Annotated in this window: 19 protein-coding genes; 14 read left to right on the top strand and 5 right to left on the bottom strand. The window is 74.2% G+C overall.

The features are described from left to right. The 10 genes from E8D37_RS18870 to E8D37_RS18825 form a co-directional block, all read left to right on the top strand. Positions 1 to 1,807, top strand: a 1,807-nt coding sequence (locus tag E8D37_RS18870; protein ID WP_206055860.1) for a hypothetical protein, incomplete at its 5' end; no start/stop codon positions are given. A gap of 128 nt (positions 1,808 to 1,935) precedes the next feature. Beyond that, positions 1,936 to 2,622 (top strand): dihydrofolate reductase family protein, encoded by a 687-nt coding sequence (locus tag E8D37_RS18865; RefSeq protein ID WP_136571383.1) that lies wholly within the window; start codon positions 1,936 to 1,938, stop codon positions 2,620 to 2,622. A 139-nt stretch (positions 2,623 to 2,761) separates the two neighbouring features. After that, complete coding sequence (locus E8D37_RS18860; RefSeq protein ID WP_136571382.1) at positions 2,762 to 5,533, top strand: M12 family metallo-peptidase; 2,772 nt, start codon at positions 2,762 to 2,764, stop codon at positions 5,531 to 5,533. 82 nt (positions 5,534 to 5,615) lie between these two features. Then, entirely contained in the window at positions 5,616 to 6,653 is a 1,038-nt protein-coding gene (locus E8D37_RS18855) for a MoxR family ATPase (RefSeq protein ID WP_240770567.1), read from the top strand. Between the two features lie 19 nt (positions 6,654 to 6,672). Further along, entirely contained in the window at positions 6,673 to 7,611 is a 939-nt protein-coding gene (locus tag E8D37_RS18850) for a DUF58 domain-containing protein (protein ID WP_136571380.1), read from the top strand. Beyond that, positions 7,598 to 8,155 carry a hypothetical protein gene (locus tag E8D37_RS18845; RefSeq protein ID WP_136571379.1) on the top strand — a complete coding sequence of 186 codons (558 nt, stop codon included), beginning with the start codon at positions 7,598 to 7,600 and terminating at the stop codon, positions 8,153 to 8,155. The genes E8D37_RS18850 and E8D37_RS18845 overlap by 14 nt, the downstream gene beginning before the upstream one ends. Then, a complete protein-coding gene (locus tag E8D37_RS18840; RefSeq protein WP_136571378.1) occupies positions 8,152 to 9,327 on the top strand; it encodes a VWA domain-containing protein in 1,176 nt (391 codons plus the stop codon). Before E8D37_RS18845 ends, E8D37_RS18840 begins: the two co-directional genes overlap by 4 nt. Before the next feature lie 26 nt (positions 9,328 to 9,353). Next, positions 9,354 to 10,361, top strand: coding sequence for a VWA domain-containing protein (locus E8D37_RS18835; RefSeq protein WP_168929823.1), 1,008 nt, complete (start codon positions 9,354 to 9,356; stop codon positions 10,359 to 10,361). Then, positions 10,358 to 11,095, top strand: a complete 738-nt coding sequence (locus E8D37_RS18830; protein ID WP_136571376.1) for a hypothetical protein — start codon at positions 10,358 to 10,360, stop codon at positions 11,093 to 11,095. The genes E8D37_RS18835 and E8D37_RS18830 overlap by 4 nt, the downstream gene beginning before the upstream one ends. Before the next feature lie 238 nt (positions 11,096 to 11,333). Beyond that, positions 11,334 to 12,191: an enoyl-CoA hydratase-related protein gene (locus E8D37_RS18825; protein WP_240770566.1), complete on the top strand. Its 858-nt coding sequence runs from the start codon at positions 11,334 to 11,336 to the stop codon at positions 12,189 to 12,191. Between the two features lie 18 nt (positions 12,192 to 12,209). Here the strand turns inward: E8D37_RS18825 and E8D37_RS18820 are convergent, their stop codons facing one another. From E8D37_RS18820 to E8D37_RS18810, 3 genes are all read right to left on the bottom strand, one after another. Next, positions 12,210 to 13,748, bottom strand: a complete 1,539-nt coding sequence (locus E8D37_RS18820) for an MASE4 domain-containing protein (protein ID WP_136571375.1) — start codon at positions 13,746 to 13,748, stop codon at positions 12,210 to 12,212. Positions 13,749 to 13,883: 135 nt separating this feature from the next. Next, complete coding sequence (locus E8D37_RS18815) at positions 13,884 to 16,055, bottom strand: S53 family peptidase (RefSeq protein ID WP_136571374.1); 2,172 nt, start codon at positions 16,053 to 16,055, stop codon at positions 13,884 to 13,886. A gap of 208 nt (positions 16,056 to 16,263) precedes the next feature. After that, entirely contained in the window at positions 16,264 to 18,210 is a 1,947-nt protein-coding gene (locus E8D37_RS18810; protein ID WP_136571373.1) for an adenylyl cyclase, read from the bottom strand. Between the two features lie 184 nt (positions 18,211 to 18,394). Between E8D37_RS18810 and manA the strand changes: the two genes are divergently transcribed. Continuing rightward, positions 18,395 to 19,579 (top strand): mannose-6-phosphate isomerase, class I, encoded by a 1,185-nt coding sequence (manA, locus tag E8D37_RS18805; RefSeq protein WP_136571372.1) that lies wholly within the window; start codon positions 18,395 to 18,397, stop codon positions 19,577 to 19,579. A gap of 4 nt (positions 19,580 to 19,583) precedes the next feature. Here the strand turns inward: manA and E8D37_RS18800 are convergent, their stop codons facing one another. Then, on the bottom strand, positions 19,584 to 20,795 hold the full coding sequence (locus E8D37_RS18800; protein WP_136571371.1) for a hypothetical protein: 1,212 nt from the start codon (positions 20,793 to 20,795) through the stop codon (positions 19,584 to 19,586). Positions 20,796 to 20,981: 186 nt separating this feature from the next. After that, positions 20,982 to 22,877 carry a translational GTPase TypA gene (gene typA, locus E8D37_RS18795; protein ID WP_136571370.1) on the bottom strand — a complete coding sequence of 632 codons (1,896 nt, stop codon included), beginning with the start codon at positions 22,875 to 22,877 and terminating at the stop codon, positions 20,982 to 20,984. 229 nt (positions 22,878 to 23,106) lie between these two features. Between typA and E8D37_RS18790 the strand changes: the two genes are divergently transcribed. From E8D37_RS18790 to E8D37_RS18780, 3 genes are all read left to right on the top strand, one after another. Continuing rightward, positions 23,107 to 23,526, top strand: a complete 420-nt coding sequence (locus tag E8D37_RS18790; protein ID WP_136571369.1) for a hypothetical protein — start codon at positions 23,107 to 23,109, stop codon at positions 23,524 to 23,526. A 60-nt stretch (positions 23,527 to 23,586) separates the two neighbouring features. Beyond that, positions 23,587 to 24,054 (top strand): PPOX class F420-dependent oxidoreductase, encoded by a 468-nt coding sequence (locus E8D37_RS18785; RefSeq protein WP_136571368.1) that lies wholly within the window; start codon positions 23,587 to 23,589, stop codon positions 24,052 to 24,054. Between the two features lie 242 nt (positions 24,055 to 24,296). Next, positions 24,297 to 25,919, top strand: coding sequence for a hypothetical protein (locus E8D37_RS18780; protein ID WP_136571367.1), 1,623 nt, complete (start codon positions 24,297 to 24,299; stop codon positions 25,917 to 25,919). Positions 25,920 to 26,401 lie beyond the last annotated feature (482 nt).

Below are 26,401 nucleotides of genomic sequence, written 5' to 3'. Positions count from 1 at the left end.
GACGGGGGCGGACGGGACAGCGAGGTTGTTGATGGCGGAGACCGCTGCTGCGGCGGAGACCTACGTGACAGCACCCACGGCCACCACGCTCCCGGACACGGCCTACACCTTCCCGAAGATCACGGGCGACCGCTCCCTCACCATCTCGTTCTCGAAGTCCACGGCGGACACGACCGCCCCGACGGTGGTCTGCGACGACCTGCCGACGGGCTGGCGGGCGGCGAACGCGACGGCCGACTGCACGGCGTCCGACGACGGCACGGGGCTCCGTGCGGACCAGCCTGCCGAGTTCCAGCTGTCGACGACGGTGGCGGAGGGGGAGGAGTCCTCTAATGCCACCGCCGAGGCGAAGGTCTGCGACCTGGCGGACAACTGCACCACCGTGAGCCTCGACGGCGCGAAGATCGACCGCGCCTCCCCGACCGTGACCTTCACGCCGGCCTCGGCGACCTCGGTGGAGCAGGGCGACGCCCTGACCCTCGCGTACACGTGCACCGACGCCGGGTCCGGGGTGGCCGAGTGCGCCGGTGACCTGGCCGCGGGCAGCACGCTGGACACCTCGACCGTCGGGACGTTCACGACCGACGTCGCGACGACGGACGAGGTCGGCAACACGACGACCTCCACGTTCACCTGGACGGTGACGGCCAAGGCCGACCCCGGGACCGATGACGGTGGCTCCGGCAGTGGCTCCGGCAGTGGCTCCGGCAGTGGCTCCGGCAGCGGCTCCGGCAGCGGCTCCGGCAGCGGCTCGGGCAGCGGCTCGGGCTCCGGCACGACGACGACCGGCACCCAGGCCGACGACCAGCTCGACTACCAGCGCGCGGAGCAGCAGCTCTCGGTGCAGGCGGGGCGGACGGAGAGCTCGACGGTCAGCTGCACGTCCGGCACGACGCTCGTCGACAGCTCCCTGCTGCTCCAGCACGTCGACCAGGGCGAGTCGTACTCCGACGTCCGCGTGACGAAGGCGAAGCGTGGCAACGGCTCGATGACCTGGACCCTCGAGAACGGGACGGACGGGCAGGTGCAGGCCAAGGTCCTCGCGGTCTGCCTCACGGTCCGCACGGGCTCGGGCGGCACGGTGGACGTCACCTCGACGCCCTCGACCACGGTCGACCTGGCCGCCGACGGCACGGCCAAGGCCACCGTCACCTGCGAGGCCGGCAGCCGCGGCGTCGCGCCGGCGTTCGTCGCCGGCGCGGGCCGGCTCACGGCCGCCGTCCCGACCGACGACGGCGCGTCCTGGACCTTCCGGTTCTCCGGCGGCGACGCGGACAGCGAGGCGACGGCGTCCCTGTCCTGCCTGAGCACCACCACGGACGCCACGAAGTCGCTGGTCTTCACGACGCTCTCCGGCTCGGTGACCGGCGGTGACCAGCCGGGCTCGTCGACGATCTCGGTGCCGGTCGACTACAGCGTGATCAGCGTCGGGTGGTCGGGCGCGGCCTGGCTCGGCCACGAGGCGCAGGACCGCCAGACGGTCCTGTGGGCGGCCGGTGGCACCGCGGACTACTCGGTGCTCGCAGTGCGTGGCCGGACCCAGGCGATCGTCCCGACGTCCCCCAGGATCGCGGCCTCCGGACGGACGGTCGCGGTGACCCTCGCCAGCGCGGTGGACGCGACGGGCCGGGTGGCGCTCACGATGCCCGGCACGTCCCGCACCGTGCGCTCGGCGCGGGTGACGCTCGCGGCCGGCGGGACGGTGCGGGTGCGGTTCGCGGTGCCGAAGCGGCTGCGGAAGGCGGTCCGGACGTCGCACCGGCTGACGCTGAAGGTGAGCGGCTACCGCGCCGTCCTCAAGCGCTGAGCCCTCACCTGAACAGAGGTGAACCCCACCCCACCTGCGCGGGGGTGGGGACACCTCTGCCACAGTTGGGAGGGACCACCCGGGTTGCGCAGCAGGGGCGTGCCCGGTCATCTGCGAAGGGGTGCAGCATGCGAGTCCTCACCGGAGCCGAGCCGAACGAGAACGTCACCGACGAGGACCTGCGGGACCTCTACGCGGTCCCGACCGGGTCGCCGTACCTGCGGGTCAACATGGTCAGCACGGTGGACGGGTCCGCGACCGGCGACGACGCCCTCTCCGGCTCCATCAACACCGCGCCGGACCAGCGGGTCTTCTCGACGCTGCGCTCGCTGGCCGACGTCATCGTCGTCGGCGCCGGCACCGCGAAGGCCGAGGGCTACGGCCCCGCGGACAAGCCGATCGTCCTGGTCAGCCGCAAGGCGCAGGTCCCCGAGAAGCTCCGCGACGCCCCGAAGGGCTCGGTCTACCTCGCCACCTGCTCCCGCTCCGACGGCCTCGCGGAGGCCACCGAGATCCTCGGCGAGGAGCACATCATCATCCTCGGCTCGCACCGCGTGGACCTCCCGCGGCTGAAGTCCGAGCTCGCCGGCCGCGGCTGGCTCTCGCAGCTCTGCGAGGGCGGCCCGCACCTCCTGCGCGACATGATCTTCCAGGGCTGCGTCGACGAGCTGACCATGACGACGGTCCCGCGCCTCGTCGCCGGCGCCTACCCGCGCATCACCGAGGGCGCCCCCATCGACATGGCGCTCGACCTCAACCTCCTCCTCGAGGACTCCGGCACGCTGCTGGGCCGCTGGACGCTCCAGCAGGGCTGACCCCCACGGCCGCGCCGGTTCTCCACAGGCGCGGCCCGAGCACTCACGTCGGTCCCCGCCCGGCCGTTACGGTGGGCGGGGCCCGACGTCCGGGTCCGGGTCGACAAGCCAGGGAGCGCGTGTGCCTGTCTCGGGAAGGGTGACCGCCCGTCTGCCCGCCCTCGTGGCCGCCCTCGCGGGCGCCGGGCTGGTGGGTGCGGGCCTGGTCGGGCTCCCCGCGAGCGCGGACGACACCGGTAGCACCCCCGCCGCCGGCAGCGCGGACGGCGGCAGCGACCTCTACACGCCCCTGCCCGCCTGGACGCCCAGCGACCGCACGCAGGACACCCTCTCCCTCCCGGACGACGCGAGCGACTACGCCGCGGCCCGGGTCGACCTCGACGCCCTGGCCGACGCGCTCCCCGCGGCGGCCGGCACGGGCACCGGGACCGCCGGGGGCACCACCCGCGTCGACCTCCCCACCCCGGACGGCGGCACCGCCACGTTCGTGGTGACCCCGACCCGCGTCCTCCAGGCCCGCCTGGCCGCCCGCCACCCCGAGCTGCGCACCTACGCCGGGCACGCGGTCGGGGACGCCTCGACCACGGTGAGCCTCGACCTCACGCCGCTCGGCCTCCACGCCGCGGTGCGGGACGCGGGCGGCAGCTCTGAAGGCGACGAAGCAGCCCAGGAGACAGCCCAGTCCTGGCTCGTCGACCCGGTGACGGTCTCGCGGGGCGAGTCCCGCGTGGTCGCCTACGCCGCGGACACCCTGAGCGACGGGACGCCGCTGGAGGAGTCGGTCGACCAGAGCGTGCTCTCCCGGACGCTCACGGTGGGCAGCGGCACGGAGTCCGCGGCGGAGCTGACGGGCGCCGGCACCAGCGGCACGAGCAGCAGGACGACGTCCTCGAAGCCCGGCACCACGCGCGACCCGCTCGCGGGCCGCCAGGTCGCCCGCCGCACGTACCGTCTGGCGCTGGTCAACGACCCGTCCTACCGCAAGGCCGTGGGCGGCTCGGCGAACGTGCTGGCCGCGAAGACCACCCTCGTCAACCGCGTGAACCAGGTGTACAACGACGACCTGGCGATCCGCCTGGTCCTGGTCAACGGCACCGCCAAGCTCAACCTCGGCAGCAAGGCCCGCGCCACCGGCGCGAACGGCCCGTGCGGCGCCCACGCCTGCTTCGACAAGGCCGGCGAGGACGCGGACGGCAGCTTCCACTCGGCGATGCTGGCGACGTGCGGCGTCGAGACGCTCGGCCGGATGCGCACCGTGCTCGGCCAGCTGATCGGCGCCGGCAGCTACGACGTCGGCCACCTCGTGCTCGGTCGGGACGGCGGCGGGCTGGCCTACCTCGGCACCGTGGGGCGCGACTACTCCTCCGGCGGCTGCACCGGCCTGCCCGACCCCACCGGCGACGTCTTCGCCATCGACTACGTGGCCCACGAGCTCGGTCACCAGTTCGCCGCCACCCACACCTTCAACGGCACGCAGAGCAACTGCTCGGGCGCCAACCGGGTCTCGGCGGCGTCCGTCGAGCCGGGCTCCGGGTCGTCCGTGATGGGCTACGCCGGCATCTGCGCCGCCGACGACCTCCAGAGCCACACCGACCCGTACTTCTCGCAGCGCTCGCAGACCCAGGTCCGCCGCTACACCGCCTCCGACCAGGACGACGTGGTCGAGGTGCAGACGGTCAGCCTGAGCGGCTTCGACCCGAACACCGACACCCTCACGATCACCGGCACGGCGGTCGCCGGGGCGGACGCGGGGGAGACCACGTCCGCGACCGTCACGCACTACACGCGGGCGGGCCTGCGCTCGGCCGTCGAGCAGGTGCTCGGCCGCACGGTGCTGGTGGCGCAGTGGGGCTACGACGCCTACGCCGCCGGGGGGACCGGCCTGGCCGCGCTCGGCACCCCGGACGAGACCGGCTTCCAGGTGATCGTGGCCGGCAGCCGCGACCCCGAGGCCAAGGGCTCCCACCCGGCCGTCGACCCGCTCGAGGTGACCTCCACCGGTACGGCCACCGCCGCGGTGGGGGAGACGGCCCAGGGCGGGACGCCGGGCCAGCACGGCGCCGTGCACAAGGTCGACAACAGCCGACCCGTGGTGTCGGTGCCGGCGCGCACGACGATCCCGGTCCGCACCCCGTTCGTGCTGCACGGCACGGCCACCGACGCCGACGGCGACCCCCTCACCTTCCTGTGGGAGGAGAACGACCGCGGCTCCACCGCCGGCCGCCCGCTGGTCCAGAACCACGCCGGCACGTCGTCCTGGTGGGGGCCGCTGTTCCGGGTCTTCGGCACCGCCTCGAACGTGACCGCGCCCCACACGTCCCCCGCCACCGGCGAGAACACCGCGACCCACTCCTCCACGCGCTGGTTCCCCGACCTCCAGCAGGTGCTCGACGGCAACACGAACGCGGCCACCGGCCGCTGCAAGGTCGGCTGGAGCTACTGGCCGACCGCCACGCAGCGGGCCTGCTTCTCGGAGTACCTGCCCACGGCGTCCTGGCGTGGCTCCTACGGCTCCGGGCTGCGGGTCATGCACCTGCGGCTCACCGCGCGCGACGCCGACCCCGACGGCGGCGGCACCTCCTGGGCGCAGACCACGCTCAAGGTGGACCCGGACGCCGGGCCGTTCCTCGTCACCTCCCAGGCCGACGGGAAGGCCCACACCGCCGGCTCGCGGATGGTCGTCACCTGGAAGGTCGCCCACACCCGCCGGCTGGCCCACCACGTCCGCATCCGCCTCTCGCGCGACGGCGGGCAGACGTGGACGACGGTGCTCGCCCGCACCCCGAACGACGGCCGCGCCGTCGTCCGGCTGCCGGGCCGGCGCTCGGCCGACACCCGGGTGATGGTCCGGGCCCTGGGCAACTACTTCTACGCCGTCAACGACACCTCGTTCCGCGTCCGCGCCTCCTGAGGGCGCCCCACCCGTCACAATGGTCCCCACCGACGGTGCCGGCGGACGGGCCGCGCACCGCGGGGCAGGGGGAAGGACCCACGTGAGCGTGCAGACCCACGCCGACGGCCTGAGCCGCGCGGACGTCGAACGGGCGGTCGCGCTCGCCGAGGCGGTCGACCGGCACGTCGGCGCCAGCGTCGTCGGGCAGGAGAGCCTGCGGCGCAGCCTGCTCGTCTCCCTGCTCACGGGCGGCCACCTGCTGGTCGAGTCGGTCCCCGGGCTGGCCAAGACCCTCGCCGCGAGCACCCTCGCGCACGCCGTCGGCGCCCGGTTCAGCCGCATCCAGTGCACGCCGGACCTCCTGCCGTCCGACATCATCGGCACCCAGGTCTACGACCCGCGCGACCACTCCTTCTCCACCCAGCTCGGGCCGGTCCACGCGAACGTGGTGCTGCTCGACGAGGTGAACCGGGCGAGCGCGAAGACGCAGTCCGCGCTGCTGGAGGCGATGGGCGAGGGGCACACCTCGATCGCCGGTGTCACGCACCCGCTGCCGCGGCCGTTCCTCGTGCTCGCGACCCAGAACCCCCTCGACGAGGAGGGCACCTACCTGCTGCCGCAGGCCCAGCTCGACCGGTTCGCCCTCAAGGAGGTGCTCGACTACCCCTCGCACGCCGAGGAGGTGGCGGTGCTCGACCGGGTGCAGTCCGGCGAGCTCTCCGCGGGGGTGCACGGGGACGCCGGGTCGGCGCACGCGCAGGCCCCCGCCATCGACCTGGAGGGTGTGCGCGAGCTGCAGCGACTGGTCCGCCGCGTCCACGTCGAGCCGTCGGTGAAGGACTACGTCGTCCGGCTCGTCGCCGCCACCCGGGACACCGCGTCGGTGCTCGGCGCGGAGCCGACGCTCGCGGCCGCCGTGGAGACCGGCGCCAGCCCCCGCGCGTCCATCACGTTCCTCAACGTCGCCCGCGCGCTCGCGCTGCTCGCCGGCCGCGACCACGTCCGCCCCGACGACGTGCTGACGCTCGCCCACCAGGTGCTGCGGCACCGCCTCGTCCTCACCTTCGACGCCCAGGCCGACCGCGTGCGCCCCGAGGACGTCGTCGACGCCGTCGTCGCGGCCGTCCCGGCTCCCTGACCTGCGGGTCCGTCTCCTCGTGGGTCACGTCCAGCGGGTGCGCACGCACCTCTCGCTGCCTGCGCACCGGCCGGTGCGCGGGCTGCTGGAGGGCGAGTACGCCTCCGCCGTCACCGGTCGGGGGCCGGAGCTCGCGGACCTGCGCGAGTACGTCCCCGGGGACGACGTGGGCGACCTCGACTGGAAGGCCAGCGCGCGCTCCGGGCAGCTGCTGGTGCGGCGCTACGTCGCGCAGCGGCGGCACACCGTCCTGCTCGCCGTCGCGACCGGCGCGGACCTCGATGCGCACGCGGGGGTGTCGGCGTCTCCGTTGGTGTCGGGGTCGGGGGCCGGGCGGCCGGTCACGCGCCGCGAGGTGGCGGTGCTGGCGGCGGGCACGGTCGGCTGGCTCGCGGTGCAGCACGCGGACGCCGTGGGCGCCGTGTGGGGCGACGCGGACGGCTTCCACCAGTTGCCCCCGCGCACCGGGGAGCTGCACCTGGAGCGGTGCCTCGCGGGGGTCCACGAGGCGTCGTCCGGTCGCACCGACACGCTCGGGCTTCTCGCGCATCTCGTCCGGACCGTCCGGCGGCGGACCCTGCTCGTCCTCGTGATCGACGCGCCTGCGGAGGAGCCGGCCGGGGCCGGCGCGCTCGTGGCGCCGCTGCGCCGGCTGGTGGCGCAGCACGAGGTGCTGGTGCTGTCGGTGGGGGACGCGGCGCCGACGGGTGTTGCTGCGCGTGCCCCGCGGGTGGCCGCGCCGGCGGCGGCTGGCCGCGCCCGGAGGCTGCTGCCGCGCTGGGTCTCGCTCGACGACCGGCTCGCCCGCGACGAGGCCGACGCCGACCGGGCCCGCGTCGCGACCCTCGCGGCCGCCTGCGCCGAGGCCGGCGCGGCCCACGCGCACCTGGACGACGTGGACGCCGTCGCCCGCGGCGTCCTGTCCGTGGTGGAGCGGAGGCGCCGTGCGCGCCGCTGAGGTGCTGGGCCCGGTGCTCCTGGGCCGTGTGTCCGGGGGCTCGACCGGGCTGCCGGAGGAGCTGTCGGGGCCGGTCGGGCACGACCCGCGCTGGACGTGGCTGGCCGTGGCGCTGCTGGTGCTGGCGGTCGGGTACGTGGTCGTCGTGCTGGTGGCCACGAGGACGCGCCGGGCTGCCGTCACCCCGGTGGCGGGTGTGGCCGCGGAGACCCCCGAGGTCGAGGCCAGCCGGCGAGCGGCGCTGGCGGCCCTGGCGGCGCTGCTGCCGGGTCGGCGCGCGGCCGCGGACCCCCGCCGCGTCGCGCTGGGGGTCAGCGAGATCGTCCGGGCCCACGCGGCCGTGGTGACCGGCCTCCCGACCGAGGCGATGACGGCCGAGCGGCTCGCCGCCGCGGCCGCCGCCGAGCCGCGCCTGGCCGCGGCGGCGCGGCTGGTGGCCGACGTCCAGGACCCTGCTTTCGGCGCTGCGGCCGGGGACCTCGTCGCGCAGCCCGACCTCGTGGCCCTGCGCGACCGCGCCGCCGCGGTGGTGGAGGCGCTGTGACCGGCCTCGCGACGGCCGGCCGGGCCACGGTCAGCCCCGCCACGATCACCCCGGACGGCGTCCTCACCCGCCTCGACGACGTCCTGCGCACGGCGCTGGCGCCGCTGCTCCCGGACCGGCTCGAGCGCTGGGCCGCCGGGCACCTGCTCTGGCCGTACCTGGGCGCCGCGGTGCTGCTCCTGGCCCTCGTCGCGCTGGTGCTCGGGGCCGCGTGGGGCCTGCGGGGCACGCGGGCTCGCGCGGGCGAGGACGCCCTGGTCTCGCGGCGGGCGGCGCGACTGAAGGCGCTGCCGCGGTACGCGTCGCTACGCCGTCGGCGTCGCGCGGTGGGCGCGGTGACGCTCGTGCTGGCGCTGCTCACGGTCGGGTCGGCGGGCTGGGTGGCGGCGCGGCCGGGCGTGGTCGAGACGCGGGCGGGGGAGACGGTCGGGCGCGACCTCATGCTCTGCCTGGACGCCTCGCGCTCGATGTGGAACGACAACGCGCTGGTGCTCGCGGCGGTCGACGACGTGCTCGACTCGCTGCGTCCGGGCGACCGCGTGGGCCTCACGCTCTGGTCGGGGTCCGCGATCCGCGTCCTGCCCCTCACCGACGACCTCACCGCCGTGCGCGACGAGCTCGCCCGCGCCCAGCAGGCCTTCGCCGAGCGCCGCTACGCCTACCTGGCCGGCATCGACCCGCCGGAGTGGGTCGCCTCGCTCATCGGCGACGGCCTCGTCTCCTGCGCGGACTCCTTCGACCGGCTCGACGAGCACCGCTCCCGCGCGATCCTGCTGGCCAGCGACAACGACCCACTCGGCCAGGGCGCCTACACGCTGCCCGAGGCGGCGGCCGTCGCGGCCGCCGACGACATCGTCGTCTACGGCATCGGTGCCGCCTCCCTGGACAGGGCGAAGAACGCGGACGCGCGGGCCGAGCTGGCCTCCGCCACGGAGGCGACCGGCGGCTTCCTCGCCGTCACCGGACCCGCCGGCAGCACCGGCGCCCGCCGCACCGCCGAGATCGTCGCGCAGGTCGACGCGCTCGAGGCGTCCCGCTCGCCGGGGCTGGTCCAGCACGTCCGGGTGGACGTCCCGGGCGCCGGCCGGGCGGTGGCCCCGCTCGCGGCGCTGGCGCTCCTCGCCGTCGTGCTGGTGGGCGCGCTGCGTCGGGCGTGGGTGAGGTCGCGATGAGCCGCCGTTCGTTGATGGACGGGGTGATGCCGGCCAGATCGCTGCTGGCCGGGTCGCTGCTGGCCGGGGTGCTGCTGGTCCTCCGGCGCGTGCTGCTCGCCGTGGCGGCCGTCGGGCTGGCGCTGGGGTTGGGGCAGCGCGACGCGGTCCCCGCGCAGGACCCCGTGGAGCTGGACGTCGTGGTCGCGCTCGACCGCACGACGTCCATGAGCGCGGCGGACGCGGGTGGGTCGGGCGAGCCCGAGACGCGGCTCGCCGCCGCCGTGGCCGACGTCGAGGCGCTGGCCGCGGCGCTGCCGGACGTGCGGATCAGCGTGGTCACGTTCGGTCAGGAGGCGACCCTGCGGGTGCCGTACACGACCGACACCGAGGGGCTCGACCGGCAGCTCGACCAGGTGCTCGTGGAGCAGCCCTACGCGGGCACGGGGACGTCGCTGGCCACGCCGGTCGGACTGCTCGGCGAGGTCCTCGACCGCGCGCCGTCGACCGGCTCGCAGGCCGCGCGGACCGCGCTCGTCGTCCTCTCCGACGGGGAGGAGACCGCCTCGGGGGCTTCTGGGGTGGCGGACTGGGCGACGCTCGCCGCGGGCGGGTCGGGCGGGTCGAGCTCGGGCGGCGTGAGCACCGCGCTCGTGCTGGGGTACGGCACGGCGTCGGGCGCGACGATGCCCGCGGACGCGGGCTACGTGCCCAGCACCCGCGAGCTGAAGGAGGGCTGGCCGGCGTCAGACGACCCGCTCCTCGACCCCGCCACGGGCGAGCCGGCCGTCACCCGCCTCGACGCCTCCACACTGCGCTCGCTCGCCCGGACGCTCGGTGGGACCTACGCCCACCGCACCGGCGGCGCGGACGAGGCGGCCTCGATGGCCGCGCTGGCTGCGGAGCTGGAGGACGACGCCGTCGGCACCCCGGCCCCGGGGACGCCGGGCCGCGGGACCGTCTGGTGGTGGGCCCTCGCCCTCGCCCTGCTGGCGCTGCCCGAGGTGGCGCGGTCGGCGCGGCGCGTGCTCGATCGGACGGGGGATGCCCCGTGAGGACCAGCCCCGTGACGTCCTCCTCTCCTGCCGCGCCGAGCCGCGCCCGGCGCCGGCTGCTCCTCGCCGGGGCGCTCCCGGTGCTGGTCGCGCTGCTCGTGGCGGCGCGGCTGCTGGTGGTGGCCTACGCGGACCACCGGGCGGCCGCGTCGTGGGACGCGGGCCGCTATGCCGACGCCCGCGCGGCCGCGGCGCTCAACGACTCCACGGGGGTGCCCGAGGGGTGGGTCGCGCCGCACGACGAGGGTGTCGCGGCGCTGGCGACGGGTGACGCGGACGGGGCGGTCACGCTGCTCGTCCGGTCGCTGGCGGCGGACCCACCGGCCGCGCAGGAGTGCCTGGTCCGGGTGGACCTGGCGCTGGCGCAGGAGGCGGTCGGGAACGCGGCGCAGGACGCGGACACGGACGCCGCCCGCGCCGCCTGGTCGGCCGGGCTCGACGCGCTCGCGCGCTGTCTGCCGGGCGGAGGGGCCCGGGCCGGGACGGCGAAGGACGTCGCCGGTGATGCCGACACGGTGGCCGGTCGGCTCGAGGCCCTGCTGGAGGCGCAGCCGGAGCAGTCGGACGGCTCGTCGAGCGAGTCCGACGAGGACTCCGAGCAGACCCAGCGCCCCCGGCGCAGCCGCCGCGCGCAGAGTGAGCTCGACGAGCGCACCGCGCAGGGGGAGCGCATCCGGCGCCGGTACGCGCAGCAGGGCGAGCTCAACGCCGGCCAGACCGACCCCGCCTGGTGAGTCTTTGCTGGTGAGTCGGGTCCTGGTGCGCCTCGCCCTGCTGCGCCTGGCGTCCACTCGGCAGATGGGCCCGGTCGGGGGCGACTACTGATGGCGCTGAGGAGTCGCGGGTGCAGTCGGTAGATGGGCCCGGTCGGGGGCGACTACTGATGGCGCTGAGGAGTCGCGGGTGCGCTCGGTAGATGGGCCCAGCCGGGCCCTACTGCCGAGTGCCCAGACGGTGGGGTAGGACAGACCCGTGAGCGACGAGCAGCAGGACACGGCCCAGGACACCGCGCAGGACACCGCGCAGGACACCGCCCAGGACATGACGGTCGAGCGGCACGGCGACGTCCTCCACGTGGCGTTCGACCGGCCGCACCGGCGCAACGCCTTCACCCGCGCGATGTACCTCGGCCTGCGCGCGCTGTGCGACGACCTGGCAGCCGGGACCGGCCTCGGCGCGGGGGCGCGGGCCCTGGTCCTGCGCGGCGCGGGCGGCAAGGCGTTCGCGGCGGGCAACGACATCGCCGACTTCCTCGGCCGCACCGGCGAGGACGGCGGGCTGGCCGTGGCCTACGAGGAGGAGATCCGCGGGATGCTCGCGGCCCTGCTGGCCGCGCCGGTGGTGACGATCGCGGCGGTCGACGGGGTCTGCGTCGGGGGCGGGCTGGCGGTCGCGACGCACTGCGACCTGCGTCTGGCCACCCGCGGCTCCCGGTTCGGGTACCCGATCGCGCGGACGCTCGGCAACGCGCTGGCGGCGCCGGTCGTCCACCGCTGTGCCTCCGTCTTCGGCGAGCCGCTCACCCGCGAGATGCTGCTGGCGTCCCGACTCGTCGGCGCCGACCGCGCGCACGCGGTGGGCGCCGTCATGGACGTGGTGCCCGACGGTGCGGCGCTCGACGTCGCGGTCGCGGACCTGCTCGAGGGGCTCGGTGCGGCGTCCATGGCGACCCTGCGCGCCACCAAGGAGCAGCTGCTCGACCGGGCCCTGCGGCTCGAGGCGGCGCCCGCGGACGACGAGGAGCGGATGCTGCGCGTCTACACCGGCGCGGACTTCGCCGAGGGCGTCGACGCGTTCACCGCGAAGCGTCCTCCCCGCTTCACGGACTGACCCGCCCCACGGACGGGCTCAGCCCCCCAGCAGCGGCAGCCGCACCTCGAACGCGTTGCCCTCAGGCCGGTAGGCGACGGACCCGCCCTGCGCGTCCAGGATGTCGGCGACGACGGAGAGCCCCAGTCCGGAGCCGTTCGCCTGCACCCCGGGCGCCCGGCTGTAGCGCTCGAAGAGGTGCGGCACGAAGTCCTCGGGCACACCGGGGCCGGCGTCGCTGACGGAGACGAGCGCGTCCCGACCATCGGTGTCGACGACGACCCGCACCGGCTCCGCGCCGTACTTGGCGGCGTTGACGAGCAGGTTGGCGAGGACCTGCTGGACGCGCAGCGAGTCGGCCCGCACGCGGGGGTCGTGGACGACGTCCAGCTGGACGTCGAGGTCGGGGAAGCCCGCCACGGCCTGCTCGGCCTCGCGGCCGAGGTCGAGCACGCGCGGCGAGATCGTGAGGTGCTGCACCCCGCCGCTGGCGGCGGTGAGCAGGTCCTCACTGAGCAGCGAGACCCGCTTGATCAGGGTCCGGGCGCGGGCGACGGCCATCTGCCCGTCCTCGCGCAGCGGGCCGAGGTCACCGGCCTCGAGGAGCTCCAGGTACCCCGAGACGCCGCCCAGCGGCGTCCTCATGTCGTGGCTGACCACGGCGATCATGTGGTCGCGCAGGGCCTGGGCCTCGCGGAGCTCCGCGTTGCGCTCGAGCATGCGCTGGGCGTACTCGCGCACGGCCCGCGCCTGCCGGATCGACTCGGTGGCCAGCGCGACCAGCACCACGAACGAGGCGGTGAGCGCCATGATCCGGGCGCCGTACCAGCCGACCGTCCACCGGCCCTCGGCGAGCAGGACGACGAGCGCGTCCCCGCCCGTCGCGACGAGCGCGACGAGTGCCCACCGCTCCAATCCGGTGCGCCCCCGCAGGCTCACCACCGCCGCCACGATCGCGGCCGCCTGGACGGCGAGCACCGCGGGGCCGTAGTCGACCGTGAGCCGGTGGTAGCTGCCGGTCTCGTCGATGATCACGGGCAGACGGTCCGCGAAGGCCGTGCACGTCACCGCCACCCCCACCACCAGCACGGCGACACCGAGGTGGGTGAGCACGACCTTGCGCAGCCGTCGCCGACCGCTGGCCCAGGCGGCGAACCGGCCCGGCCAGGGCACGATGCCGGCGAGCAGCAGGAGCGGGAACCCGACGTGCCAGGCGGTCCACAGCCACGGCGCGCTGTCCGGGGTGGAGCCCAGCGCCCCGGCGGGCGCGAAGACGTTCGGGAACACCGCCGCGTGCACCACCACGACCCCGCTGGAGTACGCGTACGCCCAGGACAGGGCCAGGTAGCGGGGGTTGCCGCCCGTCGCGTAGAGGGCGATGAGGACGACGCCCGTCATCGCGTCGCTCAGCACCACCAGCGCCAAGAACGCCGGGAGGAAGCCGGCGTTCTGGCCGAGCGGGTGCTGGGCGTTGACCAGCACCAGCGCGGTCACGACCGCGACGAGGCCGACGAGCACCCAGGGGGCGCGGCCCACCCGCTCCGCGGGCAGGCGGGAGGACAGCGCGGAGGTGGGCACCCCTGCATCATTCACGCACGGACGCCCGAGCGCACGAGGACGGCCGTACCGGCCCCGCGCCGACACCGCGCCGCCCCCGCGCCAACCCCGCGCCGCCCCCGCGCCAACCCCGCGCCGCCCCCGCCGACCCCTGCCTCAGCCCCGCGTCAGCCGCAGGACGCGCCGCTGCGTGGTGGTCGCCCCGCCGAGGTCGGTGCTGGTGACGACGAGCCGGTAGGTGCGCCCGGTGCGCAGCGCGATCGTGTGCGCCCCGGCGGCGGTGCTCCAGTGCCGCACGGGCGTGGTGCCGCTGCTGGTGACGCGGACCAGCCGCGCGGTGGTGGACGCCAGTGTGAGGGTCGAGGTCGCCGTCCACGTCACCGCGAGACGGCGCGTGCGGGCCCCGGTCTTCTTCTTCGCGGCCAGCGCGGTGGTGACGGTCGGCGCGTCGGCGTCCAGGTAGGGCACGAGGGCCGACCACAGGACGCCGCCGAGGCCCGTCACGGTGTCGTAGCCGCTCGCGGCCGTCACCGACGGGTCGTCGCCGGCATCGGCCGCCGCGCCGTTGCTGCCCGAGGTGACGTCGCGGAACGCCTTCGCGCTGCTGGTCGTGGCCTTCCTGCGGGTCTTCGCGTACGCCGAGTACAGCGCGGGGTGGAGGTCGCCGACGCCTGCGGTGAAGCCCGCGGCGCCGAGCGTGGTGACCAGCTGCGCGGCCGAGAGCGGGGAGGCCAGCGACGTCCCGCCGACCTGGAGGTCGTTGCTGCCGTAGGCGGTCGTGTAGGTGCTCGCGGAGGTGTAGAGGACGAACCCGGTGTTCGGGTCGGCGTCGGCGGCGATGTCGGGCACCAGCCGCGTGTCGGCGTCGGCGTAGTCGCCGGTGAGCGTGGCGGTCTGCCACAGCGGGGCGGCGAAGCCCACGAAGTCACCGGCGGTCCAGGACGCCCCGTAGCCCGAGCCGCTGGCCCCGCCGCCCGAGCCGCCGGTGGTGGTGGCGCAGGTGTAGGTGCTGGTGCAGGACCACGCGGTCTCGGTCCAGTTCGTGCCGTCGTTGGCGGTCGCGTCGTCCGAGCTGAGGTTCGTGCCGCCGACCGCCACCACGGCGGGGGAGGACGCCGGGAACTCGACGTCCGCGGTGCTGCTGGTGCGGCCGTAGTAGGTGCCGCAGTCGTAGATGCCGTTGTCGCCGGAGGCCGCGAAGATCGTGACGCCCGCGGCGACCACCGACTCCATCACCGGCTCGAGCGCGTCGATCGAGGAGGTGCCCCACGCCGACTCGCAGGCGCCCCACGAGAGGGACAGCGCGGCGATGCCGGCGTCCGGGGAGGTGGCGGTGGAGGCACCGGTGACGTCGTCGTAGACCGCCGCGAACGCGTCGCCGAACCCGGCGTCGGTGTTGGGGGCGAAGTAGGCCTGCTGCGAGGCGCCGGGGGCGGTGGAGAGGATCGACTCCTGGTCGAGCGCGACCTCGACCGACCCGTCGTCGGTGGTGTCGGTGGCCGAGGGGCCGCCGTCCACGTCGACCTCGGTGTAGCGGCCGGCGGCCACCGGGTCCTCCAGGTCGTGCTCGGCGGCGTAGGCCGTCAGGTCGGAGGAGTCCCAGTCGGAGAACTGGAGGGTCGCCACTGTGAGGCCCGCTCCCTCCTCGCCGGTCGCGGCCGCCACGTTCGCCGGGGTGTCGGCGTTGCGGACGTCGTCGCCGTCGAGCGTCGTCGTCGTGCTCGGTGCCACCGCCTGGTCGGTGTCCGTGGTGAGGAACGCCGCCGAGACCAGGTCGTCCAGGGCGTGCGGGACGTCGGGCAGCGCCGTGGTCGCCGCGCGCTGCTCGGCCACCGCCGCGCCCGCGCTGGTGCCTCCCGCGCTGCCGGTGCCCGTGCCCGTGCTGTCGTCCAGGTCGCCGAAGTCGTCGCTCACCTGGGTCTGCGGGGCCGTGGCCGTCACCGACCACGTCGTCTCCGACTCGACGGTGTACCCGCGGTCCTCCAGCTCGCTCACCACCGCGGCGCGGTCGGCGTCGCTGGGCACGAGCGCGGCCAGCTCCGCGAGCCGCGCGGCCCGCTGCCGGGCGAGGTGGGTGCCCGTGAGCGGGGTCGCGGCCAGGTCGGCGAGCCCCTCGGCGTCCGGCGAGGTGAGGAAGACGGTCACCGACTGCGTGCCCGAGCCCGACGCCGTGCTGGTGCTGCCGGCGGCGTCAGCCGGCGTGCTCGCCACGGCGGTGAGCCCCGCGGCAGCCAGCGCGGCGGCGGTCGTGAGGGCGAGCAGCCTGCCCGGACGGGCGGTGCGAGCAGCGTGGGCAGCGCGGGCGGAGCGGGGCGCGCGGAGGTGCATGGGTGTCCCTGGCGGTCGTGGACCGCTCTGGCGGCGGGGGTGGCGGTCCCGCGGCGCGTGCGCCGCACGCGCACCTCACCCGGCCCACCACAGCACAGGGTGAACGCAGGCTGGGAGACACCTGAGAGAACGGGTGAGGGGGCGTGGGCTCACTCACCCACGCCCCCTCGAAGGGCTGCTCAGCCGGCTGGCCGGCTGCTCATGCGACTCAGCCCGGGTAGTCCGTCACGTAGCTCGGGACGCCGACGGCCGAGTCGTCCACCTGGGCGCCGGTGTCGTTCACGACGTGCCGGACGGTGCCGGCCCCGAGGTTGACGGTGAGCAGGTGGTGCAGCCGGACGCCCGGGGTGCTCGGCACCTCGAAGCCGCGCGCGGTGACGATCGAGTGGTTGTTCCGGTTGTAGACGTACACGCCGCCGCCGTAGAGGTGGTGGGTCGTCACGTCGTCCGCGACCTTGTAGCCGGTCCACCCGAGGGTGCCGTCGGGGCGCGTCCAGTCCGCCTGCGTGGGCGGGTCGTAGGGCAGCTCGTTCTGGTAGAGCACCACGATGCCGCCCTCGCCGTTCCAGATGGTGTTGTGCTGCTGGAAGTGCTCGACGAAGAGGCCGGTGGCGATGACGTCGTCGCCGTTGACGATGACGCCGTTCGGGGCGGTGTTGGTGGCCCACCGGTCGGTGTCGCCCACCTGCCCGGCGGTGAAGCCCTCGACGCCGTGGTCGGCGCGCCAGACCCACGTGTGGTCGATGAGCACGTCGTCGCTGTTGACGACCATCGCCGCCTTGGTGCGCCCGACGTGCGGCCCGCCGACGCGGAAGTACACGTCGTTGAGGGTCGTGGACGGTTCGCTGCCCGAGACACCGGTGTCGGCCCGCTTGTCCTGGCCGACCGCGGCGCTGCCGATCCGCAGCAGCGCGGCCGAGGTCGTGGTGCCGGCGTCGATCGTGATCCCGGCGAGGACGACGTCCTCGGCGTGGTCGCCGACGACGACGGGCGTCGCGCCGCCCACCGAGGTGAGGGTGGCCATGCCGAGGCCGAGCACGACGGTGTGGTCACGCTTGATGTCCAGCGTCGTGCCGACGTCGTAGAAGCCGGGCGTGAGCAGCAGGTTCTTGCCGCGGGCGAGCTGGCTGTTGATCGTCTTCGCGGAGTCCGAGGGGCTCGCCACGTAGAAGTCCGAGAGCGGGATGTTCCGCCCCGCGGCGAGGGTGCCGTCGGACCAGTCGGTGCCGCGCGAGTCGCTCCGCGCGTCCGGCACCCGGACCTGCCAGCTGCCCGCGTCGTCCACGTAGAGGAAGGGCTTCTCGCGGCTCAGCGGCGTCGTGTCGAGCGTGGTGTAGGGGTCGGTGGGGAAGGTGGCCTCGGACGGCGCGCCGACCGTGCCGGCGAACACCTGGTTCCACACGCCGTTGGTCCAGACGCCGACCTCGGAGTTGCGGGTCAGCCACTGCTGCTGCGAGCCGTTGATGACCAGGTCGGCCTTGGCGTCGGCGAGGTACCCGCCGCTGGCGTACTGCGGGCTGTCGGTGCAGTAGTCCATCAGCGACAGGTTGCCGCCGGTGACCTCGACGCGGCGCAGCGAGCTGGCCTGCGAGGTGGCCCAGAAGTTCGCCGAGGCGCGGCAGCCGTCCTGGCCCGTGCCGTTGACGTGGATGGTGAGGTTGGACAGCGAGCGCCAGAAGTTGTTGAGGGCCACGCAGTAGGGCTGGGTGGGGCCGTCGGTGAGGCAGCGGTTGTACACCTCGACCTTGCCGTTGATCACCGTGTCCTCCGGGGAGGCGCCGAGCCCGGCGACCTCGGTGCCGTAGCCGACGGTGATCTGCAGCGGGTCGGTGTCCGTGCCGTACGTGCCGGGGAGGAAGAGCAGGCTCCAGCGTCCGGTGCCCATCTCGTCGTCCGTCTGCTGCGCGGCGATGGCCTGCGCGCGGGCCTCGATGTCGGCCACGGGCATGGAGGGGTCGAAGACGAGGACGTGGGAGCCCAGGGCGGGGGCGGCCGCCACGGCGGCCACGGTGCGGGCGGGGGAGGCTGCGGCCACGGACGGGGTCGCCGTGAGCGCGGGGAGGAGTGCCACCACGGGGGCCGCGATGGCGAGGAGGAGCGCGGCGAGCCGCGTCCGCCGGCGCGTCTCCCGAGACGACGAGCGGGCTGAGGACATGCGTGACACCTTCCGGTCCGGGCCGCCACTGCGCGGCCGCGGGCGTCAGACTGCCACTGACGTGTGACGGTCGCCACAATCCATTCTGGGGATGCGCGTGTCGCGGGAGGCCCCTACTGCGACGTGCAGGACCTCACGGGCCGGGTGTTGCCGATTCCGGGAGGGGTGCGCCTAGGTTCGCTGCATGCACCTCCTCGACTGCCCCTCCCAGGACTACGCCTGGGGCACGGCCTACGACATCCCCTCGTTCCTGGGGCGCGCCGCGACCGGGCAGCCGATGGCCGAGGTCTGGATGGGCACCCACCCGCTCGGCGAGGCGATGGTGCAGGGGGACGGCGGCCGCAGGCCGCTGAGCGAGGTCGCCGGCCAGGTGCCCTTCATGATGAAGATCCTCTCGGCCGCCCGGCCGCTGTCGATCCAGGTGCACCCGAACGCCTCGCTGGCGCGGGAGGGCTTCGCGGACGAGGAGGCCCGCGGCGTCCCGCTGGACTCGCCCGAGCGCCTCTTCAAGGACCCGAACCCCAAGCCCGAGATGGTCTACGCGCTCACCACGTTCGACACGCTCGTGGGCTTCCGGCCGACCGCCGAGATCCTGCGCATCCTCTCCCCGCTCGAGCACCCGGTCGTGCAGAAGATGGTCGCCCAGCTCACCGAGCGCCCCGGCTTCCGCGGCATCGTCCGCGTGCTGGAGCGGCTGCTCGAGGAGCCTCCGACCGTGCACGAGGTGCACGAGATCGTCGCCCTGTGCCACGGGCGCCTCGCGCTGGGCCTCGACATCAAGCGGGCCTACGCCTCGGCCACCGAGATCGCCCCGCACTACCCCGGCGACGTCGGCGTCGTCGTCTCGCTGCTGCTCAACCGGCTCACCCTCCAGCCCGGCGAGGCCGCCTACCTCGGCGCCGGCATCCTGCACGCCCACCTGCACGGCATGTGCGTCGAGGTGATGGTGAACTCCGACAACGTCCTGCGCGCCGGGCTCACGCCCAAGCACCTCGCGCCGCAGGCGGTCGTGGCCAGCGTGGACGCCGAGATGTCCCGTCTCGCGCGGGTCAACCCGGACCTCGTGGGGGCCAGCACGGACGTGTTCGAGCCCGGTGGTGGCGGCTTCGGCCTCGCGGTCACCCAGACCTCCGCGGCGGACGTCGACGGCGTCGCGCTGCCCGAGACCGGCCAGCGCATCCTCGTGTGCACCGGCGGCGAGGTCGAGGTGCGCAACGAGCACGGCCAGGCCCTGCGCCTGACCCGGGGTGCCGTGCTCTACGCCGGCCCCGAGGACGGGACCGTCAGCGTCCGGGGCAGCGGCGAGGTCGCGCAGGCGTACCGCCCCACCGCCACGTCGCGGGCGCGGCGGATGTTCGACCTGGTCTGAGGCCTCACCACGTTCGGCGGCCCGGGGAGGGGTCTCCCAGCAGCGCGTCCAGGCGCCCCAGGGCGTGGGTCGGTAGGTGTCGGCGGATCGTCTGCCAGGCGTCGTGGTGGTCCTCGGACAGGAGTGGCGCGAGCCGCTGCCGGGTGGCGAGCCTGTCGTGCAGCAACAGCCCGATGCTGTGTCGCTGGAGCCTCACTGAATCCGGGCCCTCGCTCGCCAGGGCCAGCGCCGCCCGGGCGGCGACGAGCACGTGCGGGCGGGCCGCTGCGTCGGACCACGCGTCGGACTCCTGGCTGCCCGGCGAGAGCCTCAGCCAGTGCCGGTGCGGCAGGTCGGCGACGTGGGTGGAGTCGCTCTGCAGGGTGCTGCCCTCGACGAGCGCTCCGCTGCGGAGGCGACCTCCCAGAATCTCGATCCAGCGCTCCGGCTCACGCGACACGGCCGCTGCCGTGAGCTGGTCCACCAGCAGCGGCCGCCAGTCCAGCGCCCAGCCGGGTTCCTCGTCCACCCGGACCAGCCGGCCCAGCACATGGGCATCGTTCCCCACCTCCTCGGCAAGACCCAGGTCGAGCACCCTCCGAGCGGGACCGGCCCCTGCGGGATGGAGGACCAGCCCGTCGCGACGCGTCTCCACGCGCCAGCCACCCATGGGGGCGTCGGCCCATTCCGCCGCGGGCCCTGCCAGCGTCCGGGCATCCGGCAGCTGGTCGAGGAGGGCGTGGATGCCGTGCGCCTCGTACAGGCTGTACTGCCGCACCATCCAGTCACGACCCCACAGGACGGCAAGAGCCTGCTCGGGCCAGGCGCAACCGAGGAGGCCCAGGTCCGGCCCGCTCGGGTACGCCCTGGGTGCGATCTCCCACACGATCCGACCGAGGTCCACCTGGGCGTCGGTGAGCCGGTGCGCGAGCGTGCTCGCGGTTCTTCCCTGCAACCAGCTGGGGACTCCATGACCCGAGTCCGCCAGGTGGGCGAGGAGGGCGAGGTGGTGGCCGTGCGTGGCCTCGCCGAAGAAGGGGATCGACGAGTAGTGCTTCGCGGCAGCGCGCCAGTCGCCGCTCACCTCGGCCGCCTCGCAGGAGACGAGGGCCTCGACGTCGTCGAGCGTCATCCGGCTGGCGACCGAGCGGTAGCCGGCAGGCTCCCTCGAGCGCAGGCGTGAGCGAGGGTCGCCGCTGCGGCGTCGGTGGCGGCTGCGGAAGCTGGGTCGCGTCATGCCTCTCAGGCTGGCGGGGTCCGCGGCGCAGGAGGGGGCCGCCCCGAAGCCTGTGGAGAAGTTGGGCGCTCACAGCCCCTGGGGACAGTTCGTGCCGGGAAATGCCAGGACGCCGGCGGGCCCGGTGGGCCCGCCGGCGTCCGGCGGTGCTGCTGGGTGGTGCGGTGCTGCGGGTGACGCGCTGCGTCAGCGACCGGAGGCCGCGCGGCGGGCGCGGGCGGCGGTCTTGGCGCGCTCGTTGGCGTCGAGCACGACCTTGCGGATGCGGATCATCTCCGGGGTCACCTCGACGCACTCGTCGTCGCGGCAGAACTCCAGGCACTGCTCGAGGGACAGCTCGCGCGGGGGCGTGAGCTTCTCGAAGTTGTCGGCCGTGGCGGACCGGATGTTGGTCTGCTGCTTCTCCTTGGTGATGTTGACGTCCATGTCGTCGGCGCGGGAGTTCTCGCCGACGATCATGCCCTCGTACACCTCGGTGCCGGGCTTGACGAACATCGTGCCGCGCTCCTGGAGCGAGGTCATCGCGTGCGCGGTGGCGGCGCCGGAGCGGTCGGCGACCAGCGAGCCGTTGTTGCGGGCCCGGATCTCGCCGGCCCACGGGGTGAAGCCGTCCGAGATCGAGGACGACATGCCGGTGCCGCGGGTCTCGGTGAGGAAGTCGGTGCGGAAGCCGATGAGGCCACGCGCCGGCACCACGAACTCCATGCGGATCCAGCCGGTGCCGTGGTTGGTCATGTTCTCCATGCGGCCCTTGCGGGTCGCGAGGAGCTCGGTGATCGTGCCGAGGAACTCCTCGGGAGCGTCCACGGTGAGGCGCTCGAGGGGCTCGTGCACCTTGCCGTCGATCTCCTGGGTGACCACCTGCGGCTTGCCGACGGTGAGCTCGTAGCCCTCGCGACGCATCTGCTCGACCAGGATCGCCAGGGCGAGCTCGCCTCGGCCCTGGACCTCCCAGGCGTCCGGACGCTCGGTCGGCAGGACCCGGAGGGACACGTTGCCGATGAGCTCGCTGTCGAGGCGGTCCTTGACCATGCGGGCGGTCACCTTGGCGCCCTTGACCTTGCCGACCAGCGGCGAGGTGTTGGTGCCGATCGTCATCGAGATGGCGGGCTCGTCGACGGTGATGAGCGGCAGCGCGATGGGGTTCTCGGCGTCCGCGATGGTCTCGCCGATCATGATGTCGGGGATGCCCGCGATGGCGACGATGTCGCCGGGGCCGGCGTACTCGCCGGGCACGCGGGTGAGGCCCTCGGTGATGAGCAGCTCGGTGATCTTGACGTTCTTGACCGTGCCGTCGGCCTTCATCCACGCGACCTGCTGGCCCTTGCGGAGCTCGCCCTGGTGGATGCGCAGCAGCGCGAGGCGGCCGAGGAACGGCGAGGCGTCCAGGTTGGTGACGTGGGCCTGGAGCGGCGCGCCCTCGGTGTACTGCGGGGCGGGGATGGTCTCGAGGATCGTCTTGAACAGCGGCTCGAGGTTGTCGCCGTCGGGCAGCGTGGCGTTCTCGGGCTTGTCGGTCGAGGCGATGCCGGCCTTGCCGGAGGCGTAGACGACGGGGAAGTCGAGCGCGTCCTGGCTGTGGGAGTCGTCGAGGAGGTCCATGAAGAGCTCGTAGACCTCGTCGGTGACCTCGTCGATGCGGGCGTCGCCGCGGTCGACCTTGTTGATCACCAGCACGACGGGCATGTCGGCGTTGAGGGCCTTGCGGAGCACGAACCGGGTCTGGGGGAGCGGGCCCTCGGAGGCGTCGACGAGGAGCACGATGCCGTCCACCATCGACAGGCCGCGCTCGACCTCGCCACCGAAGTCGGCGTGGCCCGGGGTGTCGATGATGTTGATCGTCATGCCCTCGGGGGCCGACGGACCGTTGTAGTGGATGGCGGTGTTCTTCGCGAGGATGGTGATGCCCTTCTCGCGCTCGAGGTCACCGGAGTCCATGACGCGGTCCGCGACGGACTCGGCCTGGTGCTCGCTGAACGCGCCGCCCTGACGCAGCATGGCGTCGACCAGGGTGGTCTTGCCGTGGTCGACGTGCGCGACGATGGCGACGTTGCGCAGGTTGGCGGACTTGATCTCGGACATGGCTCTCAGGCGTCGCTTCCGGCTCGGGCGGCCCGCCGCTCGAACGCGCGGGCCTCGGGGAGTGGCCCGGCACCCAGCCCGGCCCAGGACATCCTAGTTGCGGGGACGCCTGTCGCCGATTCGCTGCGCGGTCGTGAAGAACCCGTGCAGGTCGGGACGGAGGCCGCGGATCGTGCTCCGCGCCGCCGATCGCCCGCTCGTACCGTACCGACGCCCCCGAGGAGCGACCGTGCCCGAGACCCCCGTCTTCGACCTGCCCGGCATCTGCGCCGTCACCTACGACGCCGCCACCAGGGCCGCGATCATCCGCTGGGAGTCGTTCCGCACGCCGGACGTGCAGGACGTCGTGCGGCGCCACATCCGCGAGGGGCAGACCCGCGGCGCGCGGATCTGCGTCGTCGACGTCAGCCAGATCCGGGGCGTCCTCGACCCCGCCGACGCCGCCTGGGTGGAGCAGAACACCCCCGGCCTGCTCACTGCCGCCGGCTACGACGCCATCGTCAACGTCCTGCCCTCGAGCGCCATCACCAAGATGGGTGCCGACCGCTGGGGCCGCGCGGCCCTCGGTCACGGCCTCACCGCCTACTCCTGCTCCTCGGTCGCCGAGGTCGCCGGGATCGCGCGCGACGTGCTCGGCAAGGCGGCCTGACCGGGCTGACCCGTCCCGCGAGGTGGCCCCCGGCGTCCTCGGGATGCGTACGGTGGGGCGGTGCCCAGCATCGCGACGACCACCCGTGTCGACCTCCCCGCCCTGCTCGACTTCGTGCGCGACAAGCACCACCTCACCCTCGTCACCCGCAAGCGGGACGGCGGGCTGCAGCTCTCCCCGGTCACCGGCGGCGTCTCCGGCGGCTGCCTGGTGGTCTCCACCTACCCCGACCGCGCGAAGGCGGTGAACCTGCGCCGCGACCCCCGCGCCACCGTGCTGGTCCACGGTGCCGACTGGGACGACGCCTACGTGCAGGTCGACGGGACGGCGGAGGTGCTCGACATGCCGTCGGCCGAGGCCGAGGACGGCCTGGTCGAGTACTTCCGCTGCATCTCGGGGGAGCACCCGGACTGGGAGGAGTATCGCGCCGCCATGCGCCGGCAGGGCAAGAGCCTGATCCGGATCACCCCCACGTCCTGGGGTCCGATCGCGACCGGTGGCTTCCCGCCGGACCGCGCGCCGGCCTGAGCCCGGGCCGCGCGCCACTGCCGCTCGCTGCTGCTCGCCGCTGCTCCTCCGGGCGCACACCCGGTCACCGCGGCGGCGGTGAGGCGCCGCGTGCTCCGGGCCCGGTGTCACGGGCGGCCCGGGATGCTCGGCGATTTCAGGAATCCCCAGGTGGTGGAACACCCCGGGGTATTTCGCGGTCTGGTCCAGCGGTTTAGCCCATTCGGTGCACGACAGGGCTACGCCGACCCTAGGCTGCTCCCGTGTTCTGGGGAGGGACCTTTCATCTCGGGGCGTCGCGGCGTGCTCGCCGCGCCACGCGCCCCGCGCTCGGGCTTGCCCTGGGCGTCACGCTGACGACGACCCTGGCGCTCGCGCTGGGGCCCCTGGCGACCGTGACGGCGGAGGCGGGCACCACGACCCGCGCCGGCTCGTTCACGACGGGCGCCAACAACCCGACCGCGGTCGCGGTCACCAAGAACGGCATCACCTACGCGGGCTTCCGCAACGGGGGGACGCTGCGCCGGGTCGGCAAGGGCGGGAAGAAGCTGTCCCCGCTCGTGCTCGACCAGCCGGACGCCGTCACCGCGCTCGCGGCCGGGTCGAAGAACAGCATCTGGGTGCTCTACGGCCGCAGCGTCTCGCAGATCAACCGCAAGGGCGTCGTCCTGCGGCACTGGCTGGTGCGCCCCGAGGTCTGGTGCCCCGCGACCGTCGGTCACGACCCGGCGATCTACGGCGGCATCACCGTGCGCGGGTCCACGGTCTACGTGGCCAACCGCTGCAAGGCGACGCTCCAGAGCTACACCCTCGGCGGCGTCCTCAAGGCGACCGTGCGGCTGCCCGGCGGCAAGTCCGGCGGTGGCGTGACGATCAAGCCCGGCGCGAAGAACAGCGGCCCCGAGATCCTCGTGGCGCTGCCGGCCAAGGCCGAGATCGCGGCCTACGACCTCGCGACGTTCAGCGACGGCGACAAGCCGCGCTCCACCATCGCCGTCCCGAAGGCCTCCGGCGGGGTCACCCCCGTCCCCACGGACGTGGTGGCCGACAAGACCGCGCAGGTGACGGTGCTCGACACCGCCAACAACGCCATCTACCTGATGGACTCGACCAACAAGTACTCGGTCTACCGGACGCTGGGGCACCCGACCGAGGCGTCCTCGAAGATGGGCTGGCTCGACCTGCCCACGGCGCTCGCGCAGTACCCGCAGACCGGCCACAAGATGTCCGGCAACCTCTACATCGCCGACAGCCGCAACGGCCGGGTCCAGCGCTGGTCCACCACCGGCCGCTCGTACTGGGCGACCGCGACCAAGCCGGGCAAGACCAACCCCGACTCCTCCGAGCCGACCTCCTGCTCGTCCAACGGGCTCACCATCAACCGCGGGGCGAAGTACTCCACCACGCACCAGGTGATGCTCCGGGTCTCGACGCCGAGTGGCGCCACCGAGATCGAGATCGCGAACAACAAGGACTTCGACAACTCCTGGATCACGGACGTCAAGGACAGCTGCCTCTACGACTGGTACACGGGCAACGACGGCAGGGTGTTCGTCCGGTTCCCGGGGAGCAGCAGCGACAACGTCTGGAAGAGCTCGATCGTGGTCGACACCGTCGCGCCCGACATCAAGTCCGCGGTGAAGTGCTGGTCGAACAAGAAGAGCACCTGGCGCCTCGTCCTGGCGGCGAAGGACAAGAAGTCCGGCCTGAGGACGGTCTCGGTCGCCAAGACCAAGGGCCACGTGAAGCGGACCCGGAAGTGGGCGAACGTGCTCGAGAGCAACGACGGGTCGGTGTTCACCTGGGTCCGGGCCACGGACGCCGCGGGCAACACCAGCTTCTGGACCGAGGTGAAGACCAAGGCCTCCGTCAGCTGCGGCGGCTGACGGGCTTCTCCCAGCAGACCGTCTCCGCCGGCTGTCACTGCCGGCTGTCCCTGACCGCCCCGCCCAGGACGCGACGACGCCCCCGCCCCGGCTCAGACCGGGTGCGGGGGCGTCGTGCTGTACGGGGCGCTCGCCCGCTGCGTCCTCACGCCCGAGCCCGGCGCTTTGCTGCCGGCTGCGGCTTCGGGGCGGTCCGCTGGCTTCGGTCCTCGTGCCGACGAGGACCGAACCCGCAGGCCGCTGTGCTTGCGGGGCTGTGACCTGGGGTGATGTGGTGGTGGCGGTCGGCGTGGGGGCGTTGGGTCCTCGCGGGTGACGGGATGGTGGCTTCGGTCCTTGTGCCGACGAGGACCGAACGGAGCAGCCGGCTGCGGGGCGGTCCGCTGCGGAGCAGCTGACACGCAGCAGCGGCATCGGGGCAGCCCGCTGGCTTCGGTCCTCGTGGACACGAGGACCGAAGCCGCAGGCAGCTGTGGTCGTGG

The sequence above is a fragment of the Nocardioides sp. GY 10127 genome, assembly GCF_004919085.1.
GTDB lineage: Bacteria > Actinomycetota > Actinomycetes > Propionibacteriales > Nocardioidaceae > Nocardioides.
Note: the sequence above shows the minus strand (reverse complement) of the source record. Positions and strands in the feature narration are given on the sequence as shown.

Bases quoted from the DNA above. Each gene is read 5' to 3' on its own strand.
- E8D37_RS18865 (WP_136571383.1), top strand. From the start codon at position 1,936: ATGCGAGTCCTCACCGGAGCCGAGCCGAACGAGAACGTCACCGACGAG.
- E8D37_RS18835 (WP_168929823.1), top strand. From the start codon at position 9,354: ATGCCGGCCAGATCGCTGCTGGCCGGGTCGCTGCTGGCCGGGGTGCTG.
- E8D37_RS18815 (WP_136571374.1), bottom strand. From the start codon at position 16,055: ATGCACCTCCGCGCGCCCCGCTCCGCCCGCGCTGCCCACGCTGCTCGC.
- E8D37_RS18810 (WP_136571373.1), bottom strand. From the start codon at position 18,210: ATGTCCTCAGCCCGCTCGTCGTCTCGGGAGACGCGCCGGCGGACGCGG.
- manA (WP_136571372.1), top strand. From the start codon at position 18,395: ATGCACCTCCTCGACTGCCCCTCCCAGGACTACGCCTGGGGCACGGCC.
- E8D37_RS18800 (WP_136571371.1), bottom strand. From the start codon at position 20,795: ATGACGCGACCCAGCTTCCGCAGCCGCCACCGACGCCGCAGCGGCGAC.
- typA (WP_136571370.1), bottom strand. From the start codon at position 22,877: ATGTCCGAGATCAAGTCCGCCAACCTGCGCAACGTCGCCATCGTCGCG.